Here is a 19,863-nt window from a genome sequence, read left to right on the forward strand (position 1 = left end):
TTTTAATATTTTTATGAATAAATACACGCAGTTGCCATCATGAAGGCAGTTTTTGGCGGAAAAGATGCGTGCCCCCTGACACCGTGGGCAGCAGTGACACGCCCCGCAGTAGCGGGGCGTGAAGAAACGAGTTACATTTTTGCGGCGATCAGTTTGCCCAGGATGGCGATGCCCTCGCGGATGCGTTCCGGCGGCACCGTCACGAATGACAGGCGCAAGGTGTGCGTTTCCGGCGTGTTCGCGTAGAACGGTGCGCCCGGCACGAAGGCGACCTTGTTGGCGATGGCTTCATCGAGCAATTTCATGGCGTCGATGTGTTTCGGCAGGGTGACCCAGATGAACATGCCGCCTTCAGGCTTCGTCCAGGTGACGCCGGCCGGGAAGTGTTCTTCCAGCGCCGACAGCATGGCCTGGCACTGGTTGCCGTACAGGCTGCGGATGCTGGGGATGTGCCGGTCCAGGAAGCCATCCTTGATCACTTCATGCACGACCATCTGCGTCAATTGCGACGTGTGCAGGTCGGCCGCCTGCTTGGCCAATTCCAGGCGGCGCACCAGCGGCATCGGCGCCACCACGTAGCCGAGGCGGATGCCGGGCGTGAGCACCTTGGAGAATGAACCCATGTAGATGACGCCATCCGGATTCATGTTGATCATCTTCGGATATGGCTCGCCGCTGTAGCTCAGGGCGCCGTACGGATCATCCTCGATCAGCGGCAGGCCGTGGCGGGCGCAGGTTTCCACCAGTTCCACGCGGCGCGCCACGGACAGGCTGCGGCCCGTCGGGTTCTGGAAGTTCGGTAGCGCGTACAGGAGGCGCGCGCCATCGGCGACGGGGTCGATCGACGACGGCACCAGGCCTTCGTCATCGGTGTCGACGGAAACGAATTCGGGACGGTAGACGGAAAACGCCTGCAGCGCGCCCAGGTAGCTGGGGGTTTCCACCAATACCTTGCTACCTTCGTCGATCAGCACCTTGCCCAGCAGGTCCAGCGCCTGCTGCGAGCCGGACGTCATCAGCACTTGTTCCGGCAGGATGGTGCTGCCATTGCTGGATAAGGAGTCGGCGATCCACTGGCGCAGCGGCAGGTAGCCGTCGGTCGGGCCGTATTGCAGGGCCACCTTGCCATTGTTCGACAGGACTTTGTCGAAGGCGGTCTTCATTTCTTCCACGGGGAAGGTGGCGGGCGAGGGCAGGCCGCCGGCAAACGAGATGATCTCGGGACGCTGCGTGATCTTCAGAATTTCGCGGATGAACGAGCTTTGCAGCTGTTCCGCGCGTTCGGCAAAGCGCCATTGGATCGGATTCGGATTTTCAATTTTCATACGAGTCTCACAGAAGATGCCGAGCTGCGCCGGCTGGATTTGTTGGCCCGCTTGTGGCGGTGCGTGCGCAAGCGGCGCCGGATAGGCGTCGCCATGGTGCTGCGGTATTGTACGGCTTGCACGCCGCTGTGCCCATCCACACGCGCAAGGGCGTTGCAAATGGGCGTCAAGGCACTTTACTTCAGCTTGCGTCCGATGGCCACCACGGCGATCACGGCACCGGCAAACAGCAGGCTTACGCCCGTCAATGGCTCGTTCAGCAGCACCGCCGCGCCCACCAGCGTGAGGAAAGGCTGCAGCAGCTGCGTCTGTCCCACGCGGGCCACGCCGCCCAGCGCCATGCCCCGGTACCAGAAAAAGAAGCCGATAAACATGGAAAACACGGAGATGTAGGCAAAGCCCAGCCAGGCCGCGCCGCTGGCCTGCGCCATCAGCGCGCGTTGCGGCCAGGCGTTCCACAACACCACAGGCAGCGCGAAGGGCGCGGCCAGCAGCAGCGCCCAGGAAATTACGTGCTGTCCGGGCATGGCGTGCGCCAGGCGTCCGCCCTCTGCATAACCGAGTGCAGCCAGCAGCACGGCGGCAAACATCAGCCAGTCGGCCAAGTGGAAGCTGCCGCCGCCCTGGCGCAGCGCGAACACCACCACCAGCGCCGTGCCGAGCAGGGCCATCAGCCAGAATCCCAGGGAAGGGCGTTCCTTGCCGCGCAGCACGGCAAACACGGCGGTGGCCAGCGGCAGGATGCCCACCAGCACGGCGCCGTGCGAGGCGGGCAGGCTGCGCATGGCGATCGACGTCAGCCAGGGAAAGCCCAGCACGCAGCCCAGCGAGACGAACGCCAGCGGCAGCCACTGTTCGCGGCGCGGCATTGGCGCACGCTGCGGCCATAGCCACAGACCGGCCAGACAGGCGGCCACGAGGGCGCGGCCCAGGGCGACAAAGGTAGGATCGAGTTCGGCCACGGCCATGCGCGTGAAGGGCAGGGTCAGGCTGAAGAGGGCGACGGCGATCAAGCCCAGCAACAACCCCTTGTGGTCATCGCTGAGACGGGGCGGGTGGGTAGTAGAAGTGGCGGTGCTCGTGTGTGAAGACATGGGTTTCCTGGTGCATGCGGTAAGGGAAAGGCATGGATTTGTGTGATCCATGCTGCTATGCTAGGCGTGAATAGCAGTACAGTACAAATACACTTCCACGCATAATTTCACATACTGTCCTGGTCATATGAGCAATACAATTCCTTTGCTGTCGCGCGCCTCGGGCGAAACCCTGATCGACCAGATCACGCGCTCGCTGGCGGCGCGCATCGATGACAAGCTGCTGCGCGGCGGCGCGCGCATGCCTTCGATCCGCCAGTGCGCCGCCAGCTTGAGCGTGTCGTGCGCCACGGTGGTGGCCAGCTACGACAAGCTGGTGGCGCGCGGCTACCTCGAGTCGCGGCGCGGCGCCGGCTTTTTCGTGCGCGAGCGCGCATCCCTGAACACACCGGCGCCGTCCGCTGGCGCGCAGGACGCGGCGGCGCAGACCATGGATGTGGTGTGGCTGATCCGTAACATGTTCCGCCAGACGCCGGCCATCCCCGCACCCGGCACCGGCATGCTGCCCGCCGAGTGGCTCGACGGCGACCTGGTGGCGCGCGCCTTGCGCGACGTCAGCCGTCAGCCTGGTAGTTTGCTGCTGGGCTATGGCGCGCCGCAGGGTTTTCTGCCGCTGCGCCAGCAGTTGCAACTGAAGCTGGCGGGGCTGGAAATCGCCTGTCCGCCCGAGCAGATCGTCACCACGGTGGGCGTGATGCAGGCGCTGGACCTGGTGGCGCGCGAGTTTGCCCGTCCCGGCGAGACCATTTTCGTCGACGATCCCGCGTACTGGCTGATGTTTGGCGCCTTTGCCGCCATGGGCATGCACGTCATCGGCATCCCGCGCTTGAATGACGGCCCCGATATCGCCGTGCTGGCCGAGCTGGCGGCCTTGCACCGTCCCAAGCTGTACGTGATCAACTCGGTGCTGCATAACCCCAGTTCGACGTCGTTGTCGGCGGCCAAGGCGTTCCAGGTGCTGCGCCTGGCTGAACAGCACGATTTCCTGATCGTCGAGGATGACATTTATTGCGACATGCATCCGGGCGGCGCGGTGCAGCCGGCCACGCGCCTGGCCGCGCTGGACCAGCTGCGCCGCGTAATCTATCTGGGCGGCTTTTCCAAGAGCCTGGCCGCGAACTTGCGCGTGGGCTTCATCGCCACCGCAAAGGAGCGGGCGCAGCGCCTGGCCGACCGCAAGATGCTGGCCACCCTCACCACCAGCGACATCGGCGAACGCGTGGTGTATAAAATCCTCTCGCAGGGGTTGTACCGCAAGCATGCGGAGCGCCTGCGCACGCGGCTCGACAAGGTGCGCGAGGGCACCTACCGCAAGGTCGAACAGGCGGGCTTGCGCTTCGATCCTGCGCCGGCCGGCATGTTCGTGTGGGCGGACGCGGGTTGCGACACGAATCTGCTGGCCGAGAAGGCGCTGGCCGAGGGGCTGGTGCTGGCGCCGGGCAGCCTGTTTTCGCCGCGCCAGCTGCCGTCGACCCGCATGCGCCTGAACCTGGCCACGGTGCAGGACGAGCGCATCTGGGCATTTTTCGCCCGCGCACTGGGCTAAACAGGACATTGCAGGACATTCGAGCGGGGCTCTTGAAATCGCTTGTACCATCCCCAACTCCGTAGCATCCGTCCCATCCACAAGACTATGAGGTAAAAATGGCTGTCTCCGAAAAGCAAACCCTGGGTTTTCAGACCGAAGTGAAGCAAATGCTGCACCTGATGATCCATTCCCTGTACTCGAACAAGGAAATCTTCCTGCGCGAATTGATCTCGAACGCGTCCGACGCGGCCGACAAATTGCGCTTCGAAGCGATCGATAACGACGCCCTGTACGGCAACGATCACGAATTGAAGATCAAGGTCAGCTTCGACAAGGATGCGCGCACCATCACCATTTCCGACAACGGCATCGGCATGACCCGTGACGAGGCGATCTCGCACCTGGGCACCATCGCCAAGTCGGGCACCAAGGAATTCTTCGGCAAGCTGTCGGGCGACCAGCAGCAGGACGCGGCCCTGATCGGCCAGTTCGGCGTGGGCTTCTATTCGGGCTTCATCGTCGCCGACAAGATCACCGTCGAAACGCGCCGCGCCGGCGTGGACGCCTCCGAGGGCGTGCGCTGGGAATCGGCCGGCGAAGGCGATTACAGCATCGAATCGATCGACAAGCCGTCGCGCGGCACGGACATCATCCTGCACCTGCGCGAAGGCGAGGACGAATTGCTGTCGAGCTGGAAGATCAAGTCCATCATCCGCAAATACTCGGACCATATCTCGCTGCCGATCGTGATGCAGAAGGAAGAGTGGGACGACGAGAAAAAAGAAACCGTCCTGAAAGACGAGTTCGAAACCGTCAATCAGGCCAGCGCCCTGTGGGCCCGCAACAGGGCCGACATTACGCCGGAACAGTACGACGAATTCTACAAGCACGTGTCGCACGACTTCCAGTCGCCTTTGAGCCACACGCATAACCGCGTGGAAGGCCGCAGCGAATACACGCAACTGCTGTACATCCCGGCCAAGGCGCCGTTTGACATGTGGGACCGCAACAAGCGCGGCGGCATCAAGCTGTACGTCAAGCGCGTCTTCATCATGGACGATGCCGAGCAACTGATGCCGACCTACCTGCGTTTCGTGCGCGGGGTGATCGACTCGGCCGACCTGCCGCTGAACGTGTCGCGTGAAATCCTGCAGGAATCGCGCGACGTCAAGGTGATCCGCGAAGGCTCGACCAAGCGCGTGCTGGGCATGCTGGAAGAACTGGCGAACGCGGACGAGCAGGACAAGAAAGACAAGTACGCCGTCTTCTGGAAGGAATTCGGCCAGGTGCTGAAAGAAGGCATCGGCGAAGACGCGGCCAACAAGGAACGTCTGGCCAAGCTGCTGCGTTTTTCCTCCACAGCCAACGACAGCGATGAGCAAATCACCTCGTTCGCCGACTACGTGGCGCGCATGAAGGAAGGCCAGGACAAGATTTATTACGTCACGGCCGACAACTACGCCGCCGCCAAGAACAGCCCGCACCTGGAAATCTTCCGCAAGAAGGGCGTCGAAGTGCTGCTGCTGACGGACCGTGTCGACGAATGGATGCTGTCGTTCATCCAGGATTCCGAAGGCAAGGAACTGGTCTCCGTCGCAAAAGGTGGCCTGGACCTGGGCGCGCTGGAAGATGAAGCGGAAAAGAAAGAGCACGAAGAAACGGAAACTTCGTACGCCGACCTGGTGGGCAAGATGAAGAGCGTGCTGGCCGACAAGGCCAAGGACGTGCGCGTCACGTTCCGCCTGACCGATTCGCCAGCCTGCCTGGTGGCCGATGAAAACGAATTGTCGGGCAACCTGCTGCGCATGCTGAAGGCGGCAGGCCAGAGCGCGCCGGAATCGAAGCCGATTCTGGAAATTAACCCGAACCACCCGCTGGTGACGCGCCTGAAATATGAAGATGCGCAAGGCGGCAAGTTCGGCGACTGGGCCAACATCCTGTTCGACCAGGCCATGCTGGCCGAAGGCGGCTCGCTGGCCGACCCTGCCAGTTTTGTGAAACGCCTCAACGAATTGCTGCTCAATTCGGCGAAGTAAACACCTTGCTGTCGACGTAATCAAGCCAGCCCTTTCTACGTGAAAGGGCTGGCTTTTTCTTTAAGGAGCCGCATGAAAATACGCTTGATGGCGGGCCTGGGTGCGCATGCGCTGGGCTGCCTGCTGTTTATTGTGTTGAGCTGGCTGGGTTTTTACCTGTACACGCAGCTGTTCGGCAGCCTTGGCTCGCGCGGCGTGGCCGGCGGCCTGGCCCTGCTGCTGGTGTTTTATGTGTATGCGGCCACGAATTTGCTGCTGGCGCTGCTGCCGCCTGGCCAGTGGAAGCCCGTGCTGTGCGCCTTGCTGGGCGCGGCCGTCCTCGCCTATCTGCTGCCCCAGCATCCGCTGCGGGCGATTTACTTCAGCGCGCTGTCGGGCGCCTTGAGCTGGCTGGCCGTGCTGGCCAGCGCGCGCCTAGCCGAGCGCCTGCGGGTCTGACAGGCCCGCGAGAAAGGCGGCGACGGCCTCGGCTGCCGCTTCCGGCGCCGCCTGCAGCAGCATGTGCGGCGCGGCGATGTCGACCAGTTGCGTGCCTGGCGCCTGGCGCAGTATCTGCAGGGCGTTCGCCGGCGGCACCAGGCGGTCGTGGCGGGCGCGCAGATACAGCACGGGCAGGCTACCGCGCGCGAAGCTGCGCGAGGCGTCTGTTTCCAGCACGGCGCGCAGGCGCTGGCGCAGCACGCTGGGCGGCACTTGCGCCAGCGCCGTTGCCAGGTCCGCCTGCAGTTGCGGCGTGGAGCGGGGCGCCAGCAGAGCCTGGCGCAGGGCGAAGCCGGGCAGCGCGCCAAAGGGGACGAGGCCGAGCAGGTGGCGCAGCGGCGCCAGCATCGGGTGCGGATTACGCACGAAGGAACAGCACAGGATCAGGGCGCGCATGCCGGGCGGCGGATTGGCGCGCAAAGCTGCCCCCAGCGGTCCCGAAAACGATTCAGCCAGCACGATGAAGGGGCGGTCCTGCGGCAAGCGCTCGCGCACGAACGCTTCCAGCGCCGTGTATTCGAGTGGCGCGGCCGGATAGGCGATGGCCTGGGTCTCGATGGTGGTTTGCGCTCGCAAGGCGGCGTCAAAACGGTGGAATAGCAGGGCCGTGCCATCCATGCCGGGCAGGAGGACAAGCAGGGGCGAGGCGTGGGTTGGTGTCGTCATTGCGCGCATCATAACAGCCGCGCCGGCACACATGCCGTCCGCCAGCCGCACCGCATGGGCGCTGGCGCCATGCTAGAATCGCCAGCGCGCCATGCGTGGCCGGAATCGCGGTCAAATCACCGACAGACAGAATCATGCATATCATTTTTTCGAATTACCGCACCCTGGGTGGCGCCTTGCTGGCAGCGGCCTGCGTCCTTTCCCAGCCTGCCCGTGCCACGGCGGCGCCCTCGGCGCCGGCCGGCAAAAGCCTGTCCTCGTTGCTGGCCGGCGGCCCCTTGCCGCGCCTGAGCGAAGCCCCGCAAGTGCGCGCAGCCCTGTTCGATTTCTTCGGTTACGCGCGCGGCAGCTACACGGAAGACGATGAACTGCTGCTGGCGCAGGCGCTAGAAGCGATCAGCGAAAAACGCGACGCCACGCGCACCGTGCTGGCCGATGGCCGCCAGTTGCTGGCGTCGATGAATGACCGCAAGCAGGGCCGCGAACGCGGCGCCATGCTGCTCGACAAGCGCGGCGCCATCATCGCCTTTGGCCTGGTCAACGGGCAGTGCCGCCTGGAGGGGCAGCCGCTGGAGAAAGTTTGCAATCCTGATCCGAATACGGTGCTGACGGTGTTCCACCGCAAGGGCATGCTGGTCGGGGATGCGGCACCCTTGCTGGCCTGGGCCCGGCAATTGCCGCCCATGCTGGCGTTGATCGCGGGCGACAAGGAAGCGGGCGCCGATGGGCAGAAGATCGCCAGCGTCGAGTATGTGCTGGCGCAGCCGGCCCTGCCGGGCTGGAACCGCGCCCAGCTGCCGCCCGCCTATCCACCGGCGCTCTTGCCGCTGCTGCTAGATAAATCCACGGTGCTGACGTCGGCCGGCGCCGGCGTGTTTGCCTATCCGCTCACGCTGAAGGGCAAGAAACAGAACAATGTGCTGGACCATGCCGAAGGCCGCCCGCCGCGCGACCTGGAAGTGGCGTTGCGCAGCTACGCCAGTTTCGACACGGTGGTCGAGCGCTACCGCCAGCTGGCCAAGGGCGCCAGGCTGCAGCGCAATGAGCGCACGGCCTACCTCGATGGCGACATGGGGCAGGGCAGCTACCGCGTCTACATCCGCAACACGGGCGTGGACGGCGTGATGATCGACGTGGCGCTATGGCAGCGCAAGCTGGTGGCCGGCCGCCAGGTCCGCTAGGTCTATCCTGCGCGCGCTGTCGTAGCCCAGTTGCGCCAGCTGCGCGGCGATGGCGTCGTCGCGTGTTTTCCTGCCGGTGCGCAGGCGCGCATGCGTCAGGGACGCGGGCAAGCCATGCGCCAGCAGCGCGTCGATGTCGAGCATGGTTTCTGATGCCGACAGCTGGCGCAGGGCGGGCAGGGCGGCCAGGCCGGGCAGGCTGTCGAGCGTCTTGCAGGTGTGCAGGTCCAGGCGTTCGAGCATGGGGTTGGGCCCCAGCGCGATCTGCCGCAGCTTGATCTGGTCTTCCACCCATAGCGCCTGCAGCAGGGGAAAGCGGCCGATATCGCCCAGCGTTTCCAGGCCACGCACGCGTATCACTTCCAGCTTCTTTAGCCTTGGCGCTTCGATGAGCGCGAGCGATTCGCGGCCACCCAGCTGCAACAGCAGCCGGTCCAGGCGGGCCATCGCCGATATGAAATCCAGTGCTACCTTGTTCTTGATGCGGTACAGCGACAGGTCGTGCAGCACCGGCAGGCTGGCCAGGGTGTCGATGTGCTGGTTGTGGCCCTCGACGACCAGGCTGGCCAGGTGCGCATAGTGGCGCAGGGGCGCCAGGTCGATATTGTTGCTGGCCGACTCGCCCAGGCTCAGGTATTCGAGGCCGCGCAAATTATCCAGCTGCAGGATGTCGTCTTGCGCCAGCTCGTACACGCCCAGGCTCAGGCGCTTCAGGTGGCGCAGCTCTCCCAGGGCTTCCAGATGGATGGCTTGCCGGTGGCAATCGATGGACAGGCTGGCCACATGCGGCAGCGCGCGCAGGATGCGGGCATCGAACACCCTCGGGTCGTAACCGTAGATGCGGATGGTCAGCGCCGTGCCGCAGGTGGCGGCCAGGGCATCGAGGTCGGCCAGCAGCGGCTCCGGCTCGGCCAGGGTATTGAACTGTACCAGCACCTGCTGGCCGCTCGCGATGGCGGCGCGGATCGCCCCGGCGTCGATGTGCCCGGGGTTCTGGATGCACTGCGGCGGTCTTGTTTGCATGATTGTCACAGTCCGATGGGGTAGGTCACTTGCCTGGGGGGAGGGCAACCTTCCGGCCCCGGGAACGTCTGCTTGCCCGTGTCATCGTAGCGCTTGCCGCACTCCACGAGCACGCGTTTGCGGAAGGTGTAGATGCTGGCTACCTTGCCGTTCGGGTGGTAGCAGATATTGTCGCCATCGCGGTCGGCTGACGCATAGCTGATTATCGACTGTCCGTTGACCGTGCGCGTGCTGTGGCCGCTGCGCGGCTCCGTGCATTTGAGCTGGCCGCTTTCGTAATACGCGTTGAAGACGGAGGTGTCGGCGGTGCGGTCGACCAGCAGTTCGTCCTTGCGCTTGCCGTTCGGGTAGTTCGAATAGCCTTCCTGGCGCTGGCCATACTGGAATGCGTAGTAATACTGCGCCTTGCCGTCCGGGTAGTACATGTGGTGGTACTCACATACGTCGTCGCGCGTGCTGCCGTACTCCTTGAAGGTGCAGCGGTGGATGTCGTTGAGCAACTGGCCGTCTTCGTAGTACTCGCGCAGGTGTGTGAGCAGGCGGCCCTGGTCGATGACAGCCAGGCGTTCCGGCTTGCCGTTCGGGTAGTAGCGCGCGTCCAGGCCCTGCTTCTTGCCCTTGTCCCACAGCGTATCGAGACGCAGGATTTTCCCACTGTCGTCGAACGCCTGTTCGCGCCCATCGAGCTGGCCATTGCGGTAGGTGGCCGTGTAGATCACGTATTCCTTGCCGGCCGGGCCCAGATAGCGCGTGCGGCTGCCATCGAGCACGCCCGCCTGGTAATGGTCGCGCACGCGCAGCGCACCTTGCGCATCCTTGTCGAGGGCCTCGCCCTGTTTTTTGCCTTTGACGAAGGTGACGCTTTGCGTGACCTTGTCCTTGAGCTTGAGCTTCCACGGTCCATCGCGCAAGCCGTCGATGAAGCTGCCGTCGCCGTCTTCCGTGATCCACGCGCCGTGGCGCGTGCCGTTGACATAGTTGCCGCGCGTTTGCAGCTTGCCGCCCATGCGGCGTTCGTGCGGGCCGTTCAGCTGGCCGGCCGCATAGGTGTCGAAACCCGTCACTTCCTCTTGATCGGCATAGTTGATGACGGTCCAGCGGCCTTCGCGCTTGCCGGCCCGGTACATGCCGCTCTCGCTCTGCTTGGGATAATTGAAGTACCACATGCCTTCCTGCAGGCCGTTGACGTAGTGGCCCTTTTCGCTGCCTTCGTGCATGCCCTCGCGTACCCACAGTCCCTGGCGCTTGCCCTTCACGTACTGGCCCCGCTCGACCACCGAGCCGTCGTCCCAGGCCAGGCTGTAGATGACGGACGGGCCGTCTGCGCTGCCCGCGAATTGCTTTGGCGCCGTTTCCCACGTCACTTGCCACAGGCGGTAATTGGGCAGGATGCCGGCGCCCGCATCGCTGTACAGGGTGTAGCTGGCGGTGAGAAAACGCTCGCCCTTTTTCTGGAAGGTTTTTTTGTAGGTGATGGCGTCCTTGCCGGCACCGGCCACCGGCTTGCCGTCATCGCTGTAGTAGCCGACGATGCTGCCTTGCGTATGGTCGATGGCGTCGAAGTCCGCATTGCCGCTCTTGCCACGGGCGACGCTGTAATCCATCGGCGCCAGCTTGGCCAGCGCGGCCTTGACCTGGCCCGCGTTGGGAGTACTGCTTTGCGCTACGATGCGGTTCAAGGCTGGCTGCAAGCCATCGAGGCGGCGGTATTTGCCGGAGCTGCGGTGGTAGCGGTAGGCGCGCAAGCCGTTCTTGTCGCCCTGGCGGAACAGCACCAGCATGGTTTGCACGCTGTCGTCCGTCTCCTGGTCCAGCGAGGCGTAGAAGACGGAGCGGATGACGGCGTTGCCGAACTGGTCGAGCAGCATAGGTTTCGAGCTGCCGCCCTTGCACTCGCAGTAATAGCCGTTGACGCCTTCTTTTTCCTTGAGGAAGGCGATATCGAGGCCGCTGTCCTGTGAGGCGCTGATGGCGGGATGGGCAAGGCTCTGGCCTTCGTAGAAGGGCGCGCCGTGGGCGAGGGCGGAGCAGAGCAGCAAGGGCAGAAGCAGACGTTTCATCGTGAGGCTGGCGCCGGGGCGCCGCAATGGAAAGGCCACGATTCTGCCTGCGTTCTTACGCGTGGGCAAATGGGCGCGCGTCTATCGTGTGCGCGCCCTGGTTCATGGCTGGTGCGCGGCGCAGAAGTCCAGCAGCAGCTGTTCGCCGTCCGGCCAGGGGCCATAGCCGGCGTCGCCGTTGATATGGCCGGCGTCGCCGATCATGGTGAAATCGCTGCCCCAGGCGGCGGCAAACGCGCGTGCCCGCGCGAAGCTGACGTAGGGATCATCGCCGCTGGCCACCACCAGGCTGGGAAATGGCAAGGCTTGCAGCGGCATCGGCGCAAAGCCCGTCGTGCCGGCGGGGTAGGAGGGCGCTTCCACATCGCTGGGAGCGACGAGGAAGGCGCCGGCGATCTTGTGCGGCGAGCCGCTGGCCGCCCAATGGGCCACCAGCGTGCAGGCCAGGCTGTGCGCGGCCAGCACGGGCGCTCGCTCGCAGGCGGCGATGGCGCGGTCGAGCTCCGCCACCCATTCGTCCTTGTCCGGCGTCTGCCATTCCCCATGCGGCACGCGCGACCATTGCGGGTGGCGCGCTTCCCAATGGGTTTGCCAGTGCTGCGGCCCGGAATTCCACAGGCCGGCCAGGGTCAGGACGAGAGGCGACATCATTTCTCCTTGTAAAATACCCGACATAATCGTAGCGAGCGGCAGTGGATTGTGGCCGAGACGCGCAGCTGTGCGCATGCACAGTGAGCATCGTAGGCCACAAGGCGCGCCGCGCAGTAGATTTGGTCTGGCATTTTTAAAGTTCGGTGCGTAGGGCGAATAGCTCCGGGAACAATACCACGTCGAGCATCTTGCGCAAATAGCTCACGCCGGCCGTACCTCCGGTACCCGTCTTGAAGCCGATGATGCGCTCCACCGTCGTCACATGGCGGAAGCGCCAGAAGCGGAAGGCCGTTTCCAGGTCAACCAGCTTTTCGGCCAGCTCGTACAGTGCCCAGTGTTTCGACGGGTCGCGGTAGACTTCCAGCCACGCCGCTTTTACGGAAGCGTCAGCGCTCGTCGGCAGGGTCCAGTCGGCGTTCAGCCGCTCGGCAGAGATGGGCAAGCCGCTGCGCGCCAGCAGCTTGATTGACTCATCGTAGACGGATGGCGCGCGCAGGGCGGCGTCGAGCACGGCATAGGTTTCTGGCGCCGTCGTATGTACGTTGAGCAGGGCGGCGTTCTTGTTCCCCAAAATGAATTCGATTTCACGGTACTGGAAGGACTGGAAGCCGGACGAGGCGCCCAGGTAGGGGCGGATGGCCGTGTATTCGGGCGGTGTCATGGTAGCCAGCACGTCCCAGGCATGCACCAGCTGGTCCATGATGCGCGCCACGCGGGCCAGCATTTTGAAAGCGGGCGCCAGGTCGCCGCTTTGCAGATTGGCGCGCACGGCGTGCATTTCGTGCAGCATCAGCTTCATCCACAATTCGCTCGTCTGGTGCTGCACGATGAACAGCATTTCGTTGTGGTTCGGCGACAGCGGATGCTGGGCCGTCAGGATGCGGTCCAGCGCCAGGTAGTTACCGTAGCTCATCGATTCGCTGAAATCCATCTGCGCGCCATGCCACTGCGCATCCTGGCCGCCGGCATGCATGGGGCAGCCGCTGGTGTTTTCCGTGTTCATATTCTTGTCGTCGCTCATGGGATGGTTCAGGTGACCGCATCGCGCCTGGCGGCGATGTCGTAGGCTAGTGTGTCGAGGATGTCGCGCAGGATGTCCACGGCATCCCACACGTCGGCAAAGCTCGTGTACAGAGGCGTGAAGCCGAAGCGCATGATGGCCGGTTCGCGGTAGTCGCCGATCACGCCGCGCGCGATCAGCGCCTGCATCACGGCATAGCCGTGCGGGTGCGTGAAGCTGACCTGGCTACCGCGCCGCGCATGTTCGCGCGGCGTGACGAGGCCCAGCGGGTGGCTGGCGCAACGCTGTTCCACCAGGGCGATGAATAAATCGGTCAGGGCCAGCGACTTGCGACGGATGGCTTCCATGCTCGTTTGCGCAAAGATCTCCAGGCCGCATTCGACCAGGGCCAGCGAGAGTATCGGCTGCGTGCCGCACAGGGCACGGGCGATGCCGTCGGCGGGCGCGAAGCCCGGATCCATGGCGAACGGCGTGGCATGGCCCCACCAACCGGACAAGGGCTGGCGGAAGCGCGCCTGGTGTTTTTCCGGTACCCAGATGAAGGCCGGCGAGCCGGGGCCGCCATTCAGGTATTTATAGGTGCAGCCGACGGCCAGGTCGGCACCGGCGCCGTTCAGGTCCAGCGGCACGGCGCCGGCCGAATGGGCCAGGTCCCACAGCGCCAACGCGCCCTGCGCGTGGCAATGGCTGCTGATGGCGGCCATGTCGTGCTGGTAGCCCGTGCGGTAGTTCACATGCGTGAGCATGGCGACGGCGCAATCGGCAGCGATGGCTTGCACCAGTTCGTCCGGGCTGTCGACCAGGCGCAGCTGGTAGCCACGGTCGAGCCAGGCGGCCAGGCCTTGCGCCATGTACAGGTCGGTGGGGAAGTTGCTGCGTTCGCTGACGATGACTCTGCGCGCGGCATGGGCAGGATCGCTGGCCTGCATCTGCAGGGCGGCGGCCAGGGCCTTGAACAGGTTGACGGAGGTGGTGTCGGTGATTACCACTTCGCCCGTGCCGGCGCCCAGCAGCGGGGCCAGGCGGTCGCCCAGGCGCTTGGGCAGGTCGAACCAGCCAGCCGTATTCCAGCTGCGGATCAGATTCGTGCCCCATTCGGCCGTGATGACGTGCTGGGCGCGGGCCAGGGCCGCTTTCGGCCGTGCGCCCAGGGAATTGCCATCGAGGTAAATTACGCCTTGCGGCAAGTCGAATTGCTGGCGCAGGGGCGCCAGGGGATCGTCGAGGTCGCGCGCGCTGCAGTCTTGTCGAGAAATCATGGTGGCTTTCATATTGATGCTTGTCTGGATGGCATGATATTGCTTGAGGCTTAAAGTATCACGCTGAAGTGGCAGTGTAGCAAATCCCTGCCGCAACGCGCACTTCCGGGCTTGGAAGGCGGTGAAAAAATGCCCGCTTGTGGGGCGTCAACGAAAAAAATCACGATTTTTAAAAATATTTTCAAAAACGCCTAAAGTTCTGCGATTCGCCGCCGTCAACAACTACATGAAGGGCGGTAATCGGCCAGGCAAGCATCAAAAATTTTTAAATATTTTTAAAAAAAAGCCTAAAGTTCCCGTCGAAGCTGCCGTTATCTCAGTAGACAGGCTTGATTCTGATCAAGCTGTTGTAAGAAAGTGATTTTTTTTACAGGCCAAAAGTCGGCTAAATCCGGCACAGAGCCAACCTCCCACATCCGCGCCCTGACTGGCGTGCGAGCATGATCGAGCAGTGTTTGTCAGACAAACACCTACGATCCTTTCCGCCATTTCCCGACCAAAAATACAGCGCTACGCCTCTGTTGCGTTTAATGTTGCTCCTGCAGAATGTATCTCACTGGCAACACACAACGCCAGCTGAATTCAACGGATTGAGGAGATGGAAATGACTGCTAACGATATGATGGCTGAGATTCGCGACGCTAACCTGAGCTACCTGATGCTGGCCCAGCAAATGATTCGTGCGGACAAGGTAACGGCCATCTTCCGTTTGGGCATTGCCGCCGAAATCGCCGAACTGATCGAAGGCATGAGCAATGCGCAGATCCTGAAGCTCGCTGGCGGCAACATGATGTTGGCCCGCTTCCGCTTCGACGACAGTGCCATCCTGGGCATGCTGACGAACTACAATAAAGACCGCTCGCTGGCCCAGTCGCACGCCGCCATCCTGATGGCCGGCCAGGGTGTCGAAGAAATCGCTTGATTCAGCAACCTTCAGTCAGTATCAGTCAGTAGTGGAGTACACAGCATGGCCAAGAAAAGTGTCGTATCGGAAGCGCAGGAAATCCAGCTGGCCATCGAATTGATACAGCTGGGCGCCCGTTTGCAACTGCTGGAGACGGAGGTCTCGCTGTCGCGCGAACGCCTGCTGAATCTGTACAAGGAATTGAAGGGCGTCTCGCCGCCCAAGGGCATGCTGCCGTTTTCCACCGACTGGTTCATCACCTGGCAACCGAATATCCATTCCTCGCTGTTCATCAATATCCATAAATTCCTCGTCGACCACGCCGGCGCCACCGGCATCGAAGCCGTGATGAAGGCCTATAAGCTGTATCTGGAACAGATGCCGCCCGAAGCGGGTGAAGAGCCGCTGCTGTCGCTGACGCGGGCCTGGACCCTGGTGCGCTTTTTCAGCAGCAAGATGCTGGCCATGGCGCCCTGCGGCAAGTGCGGTGGCAAGTTTGTCGTCAATTGCCTCGACCTGAATGCCGATTATGTATGTGGCCTGTGCCACATGCCTTCACGTGCCGGCAAGACCAAGAAGGCGCGCGATGAGGCGGCCGCGATCGCGGCGCCGGATGTCGCCGCCTGATACTGCCCTCTCATGCAAACTCAGTGAGAACCGGAGCGGTCGCCAGACCGGACTCCGGTTTTTTCATGGTGCTTTCGCTTACACTGGCGTTTTCCTCCTGTGACTAGCCCATGCTGCAACAAATCCTGCGCGCGCCGGCGCTCAAGGCCATCCTGATCCAGGTGCTGGCCTTTCCCTTGATGTTGCTATTGGTATATGGCCTGGCGCGCGCGGGCATGGCCATGTCGCTGCCAGTCGTGGCGCTGGTGCAGGGCGTGCTGGCGGCGCTCATCACGTGGCGCGCGGGACTGGCGCGCTGGTGGTGCGCCATCGGCCTGCTGTTTGCGCCAGCCTTGCTGGCGGCCAGCCTGCTGAAATGGCCGCCGGCCGTGTTCCTGGCGGCCTTTGTTTTCCTGCTGAGCTTGTACTGGTCCACGTTCCGCACGCAAGTGCCGTTTTATCCGTCGGGGCCGAAGGTGTGGCAGGCGGTAGCCGAGCTGATCGCAGACCGTCCCGGCGTGCGGCTGGTCGATATCGGCAGCGGCCTGGGCGGGCTGGTGCTGGACCTGGCGCGACGCCGGCCCGATGGGCAGTTTTCCGGCATCGAGCTGGCGCCGCTGCCGTGGCTGGCCAGCCGCTTGCGCGCAGCGCTGGCGGGGAGCAGCGCGCGCTTCTTGCGCGGCGACTACGAGGCGCTCGATTTCGGCCACTACGACGCGGTGTTTGCCTATCTGTCGCCAGCGGCGATGGCGGCCCTGTGGAGCAAGGCGGAAAGGGAAATGTTGCCTGGTAGCATGCTTCTTAGTTACGAATTTCAGATTGCGGCACGCGCGCCCGATAAGACCATCGCCGCCACAGAGGGGGGGGCTTTACTTTACATATGGTGCTTTTAAGCAATTGTCTGCGTTATTTGCTTGCCCGTGGGGCAATCTCACGTTATTGTAGTTCCACACGGCATTTTCTCGGAATTGCATTGAAAAGCAGCGCATTTCAATTAACTTCCGGTTGCTTTTTTGCCGCAGTCTCCGGCGGCGCAGCCGCCAGAAGACAGGAACAGGTTTGAACATGCCGGGCGCACAGCCGCGGCCATTATTGGGAGTCAGGGCACTTGTTAGTCATAATCGGATACATCATCGTCTGCGCCTCGGTCTTTGGCGGCTTCGCAATGGCCGGCGGCCATCTGGCGGCGCTGTTCCAGCCGCTGGAGTTGCTGATGATCGGCGGCGCCGCCCTGGGCGCCTTCCTTGTCGGTAACAATAACAAGGCCATCAAGGCAACAATCGCCGCCTTGCCCAGCCTGTTCAAGGGCTCGCGCTATACCAAAGAGCTGTACATGGAGCTGATGTCGCTGCTGTTCGAAGTGCTCAGCAAGGTGCGCAAGGAAGGCTTGATGTCGATCGAAGGCGACATCGACAAGCCTGAAGAAAGCCCGCTGTTTTCCAAGTATCCGGCCGTGCTGGCCGACCACCATATCATCGAATTCATGACCGATTACCTGCGCTTGATGGTATCGGGCAATATGGATGCCTTCCAGATCGAAAACCTGATGGATAACGAAATCGAAACGCACCATCACGAAGGCGCCGTGCCGGCCCACGTGATCGCCAAGGTGGGCGATGGCTTGCCCGCGTTCGGTATCGTCGCTGCCGTGATGGGCGTGGTGCACACGATGGAATCGGTGGGCCTCCCGCCAGCCGAACTGGGCATGCTGATTGCGCACGCGCTGGTCGGCACCTTCCTCGGCATCTTGCTGGCCTACGGTTTCGTCGGCCCGCTGGCCAGCCTGCTGGAACAGAAGCTGGACGAGTCGAGCAAGATGTTTCAGTGCGTGAAAGTGACCCTGCTGGCCAGCCTGAACGGCTATGCGCCGGCGCTGGCCGTGGAGTTCGGCCGCAAGGTGCTGTTCTCGACCGAGCGTCCGACGTTCAATGAGCTGGAAGACCACATCAAGAAATCGAAAACGAAGTAAGCAGTGAATATACGCCTGGACACCATGAGTCATTTGCAGCACACGGAAGGGGGACGCCATGGCCGATGAAGGCATGCGCCCGATTATCGTCAAGCGTATCAAGAAGACGGCTGGCGGACATCATGGCGGAGCGTGGAAAATCGCCTACGCCGACTTTGTCACGGCCATGATGGCTTTCTTTCTGCTGATGTGGCTGCTAGGCTCCACCTCGAAGGGCGACTTGAACGGCATTTCCGAATTCTTCAAGACGCCCTTGAAAGTGGCCATGGCAGGCGGCTCCGGCAGCGGCGAAAGCAATTCCGTCATCCAGGGCGGCGGCCAGGACTTGTCGCGCCAGGATGGGCAGGTGCGCAAGGCGCAGGAAGAGCCGCAGCGCAAGTCGTTCGACCTCAATTCCGCCAAGGCCGCGCTCGAACGCGAGGAAGGCAAGCGCCTGCAGGCGCTCAAGGCGCGCATCGAAGCGACCATCGATGCCAATCCCCTGCTGAAAAAATACAAGAACCAGTTGCTGCTCGATATCACCAGCGAAGGCTTGCGCATCCAGATCGTCGATGAGCAGAACCGTCCCATGTTTGCGCTCGCGAATGCGAATCTGCAGCCGTACACCAAGGAAATCCTGCACGCCATCGGCTTCGTGCTCAATGAAGTGCCAAACCGCATCGGCCTGTCCGGCCATACGGATTCGACGCCCTACATGAGCGATGCCGGCTACAGCAACTGGGAATTGTCGGCCGACCGCGCGAATGCGTCGCGGCGCGAACTGGTGATTGGCGGCATGAAGGAAGAGAAAGTATTGCGCGTAGTGGGACTCGGTTCGGCCGCCCACCTGGACAAGCTCGACCCCTTCAATCCGATCAACCGGCGCATCAGCATCATCGTCATGAACAAACGCACGGAAGAAAATGTGCTGCGCGATGGCTCGGCTATCGAGCTGCCGGTGACCGATGCTGCTTCCGCCGCCGTCGCTACAGGGCTGGCGGCCGGTGCGCCGCCCGCAGCGAAAAAATAACACGCAAGGCTGTCGACGCGTGGTGTATTGAAACAATGAGACCTTTATGACAAGAAAGAAAATACTTGGCTCGCATGTAAAGCGCCTGCTGTCTGGCGTGTCGGACCATGGCCGCAAGCACTTGACGGAGGTGGAAACCGACCTGGTGCAGACCGGCATCTTGCTGGAAGAGGCGATCGAAAAGCTGTCCTTCAATTTCATGGCGATACACGCCGCCGTCGCTGCGCAGCAAGATACCATCGCCCTGCTGCTCGAAGGCGGTATACCGGCCGAGCAGCAGCGGGAAAAACTGCTGGCCTTGCAAGATGAGGTGGGGGGCTATGTGAATGCCGCCATCACCAGCCTGCAATTCCAGGACATGACCAGCCAGCTGATCGAGCGCACCTTGAAGCGCGTGACGGGCTTGCGCGAGTTCCTCGGGACCCTGGGCGAACATGGCGCGGAGATGTTGCCGGAGAGCGACAATGAAGAAATTGTCGCCTTGCTGGGGCGGGTCAGCATGGCGCTGGCGATTCAAAGCCTGGAGTTGCGCAGCGTGCTGCGCAAGGCTGTCAGTCAACAGCATTTGGAAAGTGGCGACATCGAGCTGTTCTAGCATGCCAGTGCGGAACGCTTGTGGTTGCATGGATTGATTAATCAAATACTCGGGCAGGATGCCCGGAATAAGTGGGAGCAAAGATGGCCAAAACGATACTTGCAGTGGACGATTCCAGCTCATTGCGCCAGATGGTGGCGTTCAGCCTGAAAGCCGCCGGTTACCAGGTGGTGGAGGCCGTCGACGGCCAGGACGGACTGGAAAAAGCCAAGCTGCAAACCGTGGACCTGGTCTTGACGGACCAGAACATGCCACGCATGGATGGCCTGGAGCTGATCAAGCTGCTGCGCGAGCTGCCAACCTACCAGAAAGTGCCCATCCTGATGCTGACGACGGAGTCGTCGGACGAGATGAAGTCGAAAGGACGTGCCGCCGGCGCCAATGGCTGGCTGGTCAAGCCCTTCGATCCGCAACGCCTGATCGAAGTGGTCAAGAAGGTGATCGGCTGATGCCAGC

20 protein-coding genes are annotated in these 19,863 nt (G+C 62.6%); 12 read left to right on the forward strand and 8 right to left on the reverse strand.

Translation table 11 applies throughout. The features are described from left to right. Nucleotides 1–131: 131 nt before the first annotated feature. Together ACQ4WS_RS06385 and ACQ4WS_RS06390 are read right to left on the reverse strand one after the other, a co-directional pair. The gene (locus ACQ4WS_RS06385; RefSeq protein ID WP_436474700.1) at nt 132–1,325 is read right to left on the reverse strand and encodes an aminotransferase-like domain-containing protein; all 1,194 of its coding nucleotides are present in this window, start codon (nt 1,323–1,325) and stop codon (nt 132–134) included. A gap of 176 nt (nt 1,326–1,501) precedes the next feature. Then, nucleotides 1,502–2,419: a DMT family transporter gene (locus tag ACQ4WS_RS06390; RefSeq protein ID WP_436474702.1), complete on the reverse strand. Its 918-nt coding sequence runs from the start codon at nt 2,417–2,419 to the stop codon at nt 1,502–1,504. Nucleotides 2,420–2,546: 127 nt separating this feature from the next. Between ACQ4WS_RS06390 and ACQ4WS_RS06395 the strand changes: the two genes are divergently transcribed. The 3 genes from ACQ4WS_RS06395 (at nt 2,547) to ACQ4WS_RS06405 (ending at nt 6,421) form a co-directional block, all read left to right on the forward strand. Next, entirely contained in the window at nt 2,547–3,965 is a 1,419-nt protein-coding gene (locus tag ACQ4WS_RS06395) for an aminotransferase-like domain-containing protein (RefSeq protein ID WP_436474704.1), read from the forward strand. 98 nt (nt 3,966–4,063) lie between these two features. Continuing rightward, a complete protein-coding gene (gene htpG, locus ACQ4WS_RS06400; RefSeq protein ID WP_436474705.1) occupies nt 4,064–5,983 on the forward strand; it encodes a molecular chaperone HtpG in 1,920 nt (639 codons plus the stop codon). Nucleotides 5,984–6,055: 72 nt separating this feature from the next. Next, the gene (locus ACQ4WS_RS06405; RefSeq protein WP_436474706.1) at nt 6,056–6,421 is read left to right on the forward strand and encodes a hypothetical protein; all 366 of its coding nucleotides are present in this window, start codon (nt 6,056–6,058) and stop codon (nt 6,419–6,421) included. Here the strand turns inward: ACQ4WS_RS06405 and ACQ4WS_RS06410 are convergent. Next, the gene (locus tag ACQ4WS_RS06410) at nt 6,398–7,129 is read right to left on the reverse strand and encodes an alpha/beta fold hydrolase (RefSeq protein ID WP_436474708.1); all 732 of its coding nucleotides are present in this window, start codon (nt 7,127–7,129) and stop codon (nt 6,398–6,400) included. The genes ACQ4WS_RS06405 and ACQ4WS_RS06410 overlap by 24 nt on opposite strands. 134 nt (nt 7,130–7,263) lie before the next feature. On the opposite strand from ACQ4WS_RS06410, the gene ACQ4WS_RS06415 reads away from it, so the two are divergent. Then, complete coding sequence (locus ACQ4WS_RS06415) at nt 7,264–8,310, forward strand: hypothetical protein (RefSeq protein WP_436474710.1); 1,047 nt, start codon at nt 7,264–7,266, stop codon at nt 8,308–8,310. Here ACQ4WS_RS06415 and ACQ4WS_RS06420 read toward each other — a convergent pair. From ACQ4WS_RS06420 to kynU, 5 genes are all read right to left on the reverse strand, one after another. After that, nucleotides 8,269–9,333: a leucine-rich repeat domain-containing protein gene (locus ACQ4WS_RS06420; RefSeq protein ID WP_436474712.1), complete on the reverse strand. Its 1,065-nt coding sequence runs from the start codon at nt 9,331–9,333 to the stop codon at nt 8,269–8,271. The two genes, ACQ4WS_RS06415 and ACQ4WS_RS06420, sit on opposite strands and share 42 nt — an antisense overlap. A gap of 5 nt (nt 9,334–9,338) precedes the next feature. Next, complete coding sequence (locus ACQ4WS_RS06425; RefSeq protein WP_436474714.1) at nt 9,339–11,393, reverse strand: toxin-antitoxin system YwqK family antitoxin; 2,055 nt, start codon at nt 11,391–11,393, stop codon at nt 9,339–9,341. 102 nt (nt 11,394–11,495) lie between these two features. Further along, nucleotides 11,496–12,041 carry an RBBP9/YdeN family alpha/beta hydrolase gene (locus ACQ4WS_RS06430; RefSeq protein WP_436474716.1) on the reverse strand — a complete coding sequence of 182 codons (546 nt, stop codon included), beginning with the start codon at nt 12,039–12,041 and terminating at the stop codon, nt 11,496–11,498. 136 nt (nt 12,042–12,177) lie between these two features. After that, nucleotides 12,178–13,065: a tryptophan 2,3-dioxygenase gene (gene kynA, locus ACQ4WS_RS06435; RefSeq protein WP_436474718.1), complete on the reverse strand. Its 888-nt coding sequence runs from the start codon at nt 13,063–13,065 to the stop codon at nt 12,178–12,180. A gap of 8 nt (nt 13,066–13,073) precedes the next feature. Further along, nucleotides 13,074–14,324: a kynureninase gene (kynU, locus tag ACQ4WS_RS06440; RefSeq protein ID WP_436474720.1), complete on the reverse strand. Its 1,251-nt coding sequence runs from the start codon at nt 14,322–14,324 to the stop codon at nt 13,074–13,076. A gap of 121 nt (nt 14,325–14,445) precedes the next feature. Between kynU and ACQ4WS_RS06445 the strand changes: the two genes are divergently transcribed. The 8 genes from ACQ4WS_RS06445 (at nt 14,446) to ACQ4WS_RS06480 (ending at nt 19,856) form a co-directional block, all read left to right on the forward strand. Then, nucleotides 14,446–14,685, forward strand: a complete 240-nt coding sequence (locus ACQ4WS_RS06445) for a hypothetical protein (protein ID WP_436474722.1) — start codon at nt 14,446–14,448, stop codon at nt 14,683–14,685. A 243-nt stretch (nt 14,686–14,928) separates the two neighbouring features. After that, nucleotides 14,929–15,246, forward strand: coding sequence for a flagellar transcriptional regulator FlhD (gene flhD, locus ACQ4WS_RS06450; protein WP_034758381.1), 318 nt, complete (start codon nt 14,929–14,931; stop codon nt 15,244–15,246). A 45-nt stretch (nt 15,247–15,291) separates the two neighbouring features. After that, nucleotides 15,292–15,855, forward strand: coding sequence for a flagellar transcriptional regulator FlhC (gene flhC, locus ACQ4WS_RS06455; protein WP_436474724.1), 564 nt, complete (start codon nt 15,292–15,294; stop codon nt 15,853–15,855). Nucleotides 15,856–15,965: 110 nt separating this feature from the next. Continuing rightward, on the forward strand, nt 15,966–16,727 hold the full coding sequence (locus ACQ4WS_RS06460; RefSeq protein ID WP_436474726.1) for a class I SAM-dependent methyltransferase: 762 nt from the start codon (nt 15,966–15,968) through the stop codon (nt 16,725–16,727). A 215-nt stretch (nt 16,728–16,942) separates the two neighbouring features. Beyond that, nucleotides 16,943–17,803, forward strand: coding sequence for a flagellar motor stator protein MotA (gene motA, locus ACQ4WS_RS06465; protein WP_436474728.1), 861 nt, complete (start codon nt 16,943–16,945; stop codon nt 17,801–17,803). Nucleotides 17,804–17,861: 58 nt separating this feature from the next. Beyond that, nucleotides 17,862–18,812, forward strand: a complete 951-nt coding sequence (gene motB / locus ACQ4WS_RS06470) for a flagellar motor protein MotB (protein ID WP_436474730.1) — start codon at nt 17,862–17,864, stop codon at nt 18,810–18,812. Between the two features lie 46 nt (nt 18,813–18,858). Next, complete coding sequence (locus tag ACQ4WS_RS06475) at nt 18,859–19,407, forward strand: chemotaxis protein (protein ID WP_353658008.1); 549 nt, start codon at nt 18,859–18,861, stop codon at nt 19,405–19,407. Nucleotides 19,408–19,490: 83 nt separating this feature from the next. Continuing rightward, complete coding sequence (locus tag ACQ4WS_RS06480) at nt 19,491–19,856, forward strand: response regulator (RefSeq protein ID WP_034758362.1); 366 nt, start codon at nt 19,491–19,493, stop codon at nt 19,854–19,856. Nucleotides 19,857–19,863: the final 7 nt, after the last annotated feature.

It is taken from the genome of Janthinobacterium leeuwenhoeki, from assembly GCF_051380795.1.
Classification (GTDB): Bacteria; Pseudomonadota; Gammaproteobacteria; order Burkholderiales; family Burkholderiaceae_D; genus Janthinobacterium.

Coding starts and splice junctions, on each gene's coding strand:
- ACQ4WS_RS06475 (WP_353658008.1), top strand. CDS start 18,859: ATGACAAGAAAGAAAATACTTGGCTCGCATGTAAAGCGCCTGCTGTCT.
- ACQ4WS_RS06430 (WP_436474716.1), bottom strand. CDS start 12,041: ATGTCGCCTCTCGTCCTGACCCTGGCCGGCCTGTGGAATTCCGGGCCG.
- motB (WP_436474730.1), top strand. CDS start 17,862: ATGGCCGATGAAGGCATGCGCCCGATTATCGTCAAGCGTATCAAGAAG.
- ACQ4WS_RS06425 (WP_436474714.1), bottom strand. CDS start 11,393: ATGAAACGTCTGCTTCTGCCCTTGCTGCTCTGCTCCGCCCTCGCCCAC.
- ACQ4WS_RS06480 (WP_034758362.1), top strand. CDS start 19,491: ATGGCCAAAACGATACTTGCAGTGGACGATTCCAGCTCATTGCGCCAG.
- kynU (WP_436474720.1), bottom strand. CDS start 14,324: ATGATTTCTCGACAAGACTGCAGCGCGCGCGACCTCGACGATCCCCTG.
- htpG (WP_436474705.1), top strand. CDS start 4,064: ATGGCTGTCTCCGAAAAGCAAACCCTGGGTTTTCAGACCGAAGTGAAG.
- ACQ4WS_RS06395 (WP_436474704.1), top strand. CDS start 2,547: ATGAGCAATACAATTCCTTTGCTGTCGCGCGCCTCGGGCGAAACCCTG.
- flhC (WP_436474724.1), top strand. CDS start 15,292: ATGGCCAAGAAAAGTGTCGTATCGGAAGCGCAGGAAATCCAGCTGGCC.
- ACQ4WS_RS06460 (WP_436474726.1), top strand. CDS start 15,966: ATGCTGCAACAAATCCTGCGCGCGCCGGCGCTCAAGGCCATCCTGATC.
- ACQ4WS_RS06420 (WP_436474712.1), bottom strand. CDS start 9,333: ATGCAAACAAGACCGCCGCAGTGCATCCAGAACCCCGGGCACATCGAC.
- ACQ4WS_RS06405 (WP_436474706.1), top strand. CDS start 6,056: ATGAAAATACGCTTGATGGCGGGCCTGGGTGCGCATGCGCTGGGCTGC.
- flhD (WP_034758381.1), top strand. CDS start 14,929: ATGACTGCTAACGATATGATGGCTGAGATTCGCGACGCTAACCTGAGC.
- ACQ4WS_RS06385 (WP_436474700.1), bottom strand. CDS start 1,325: ATGAAAATTGAAAATCCGAATCCGATCCAATGGCGCTTTGCCGAACGC.
- ACQ4WS_RS06410 (WP_436474708.1), bottom strand. CDS start 7,129: ATGACGACACCAACCCACGCCTCGCCCCTGCTTGTCCTCCTGCCCGGC.
- kynA (WP_436474718.1), bottom strand. CDS start 13,065: ATGAGCGACGACAAGAATATGAACACGGAAAACACCAGCGGCTGCCCC.
- ACQ4WS_RS06415 (WP_436474710.1), top strand. CDS start 7,264: ATGCATATCATTTTTTCGAATTACCGCACCCTGGGTGGCGCCTTGCTG.
- ACQ4WS_RS06390 (WP_436474702.1), bottom strand. CDS start 2,419: ATGTCTTCACACACGAGCACCGCCACTTCTACTACCCACCCGCCCCGT.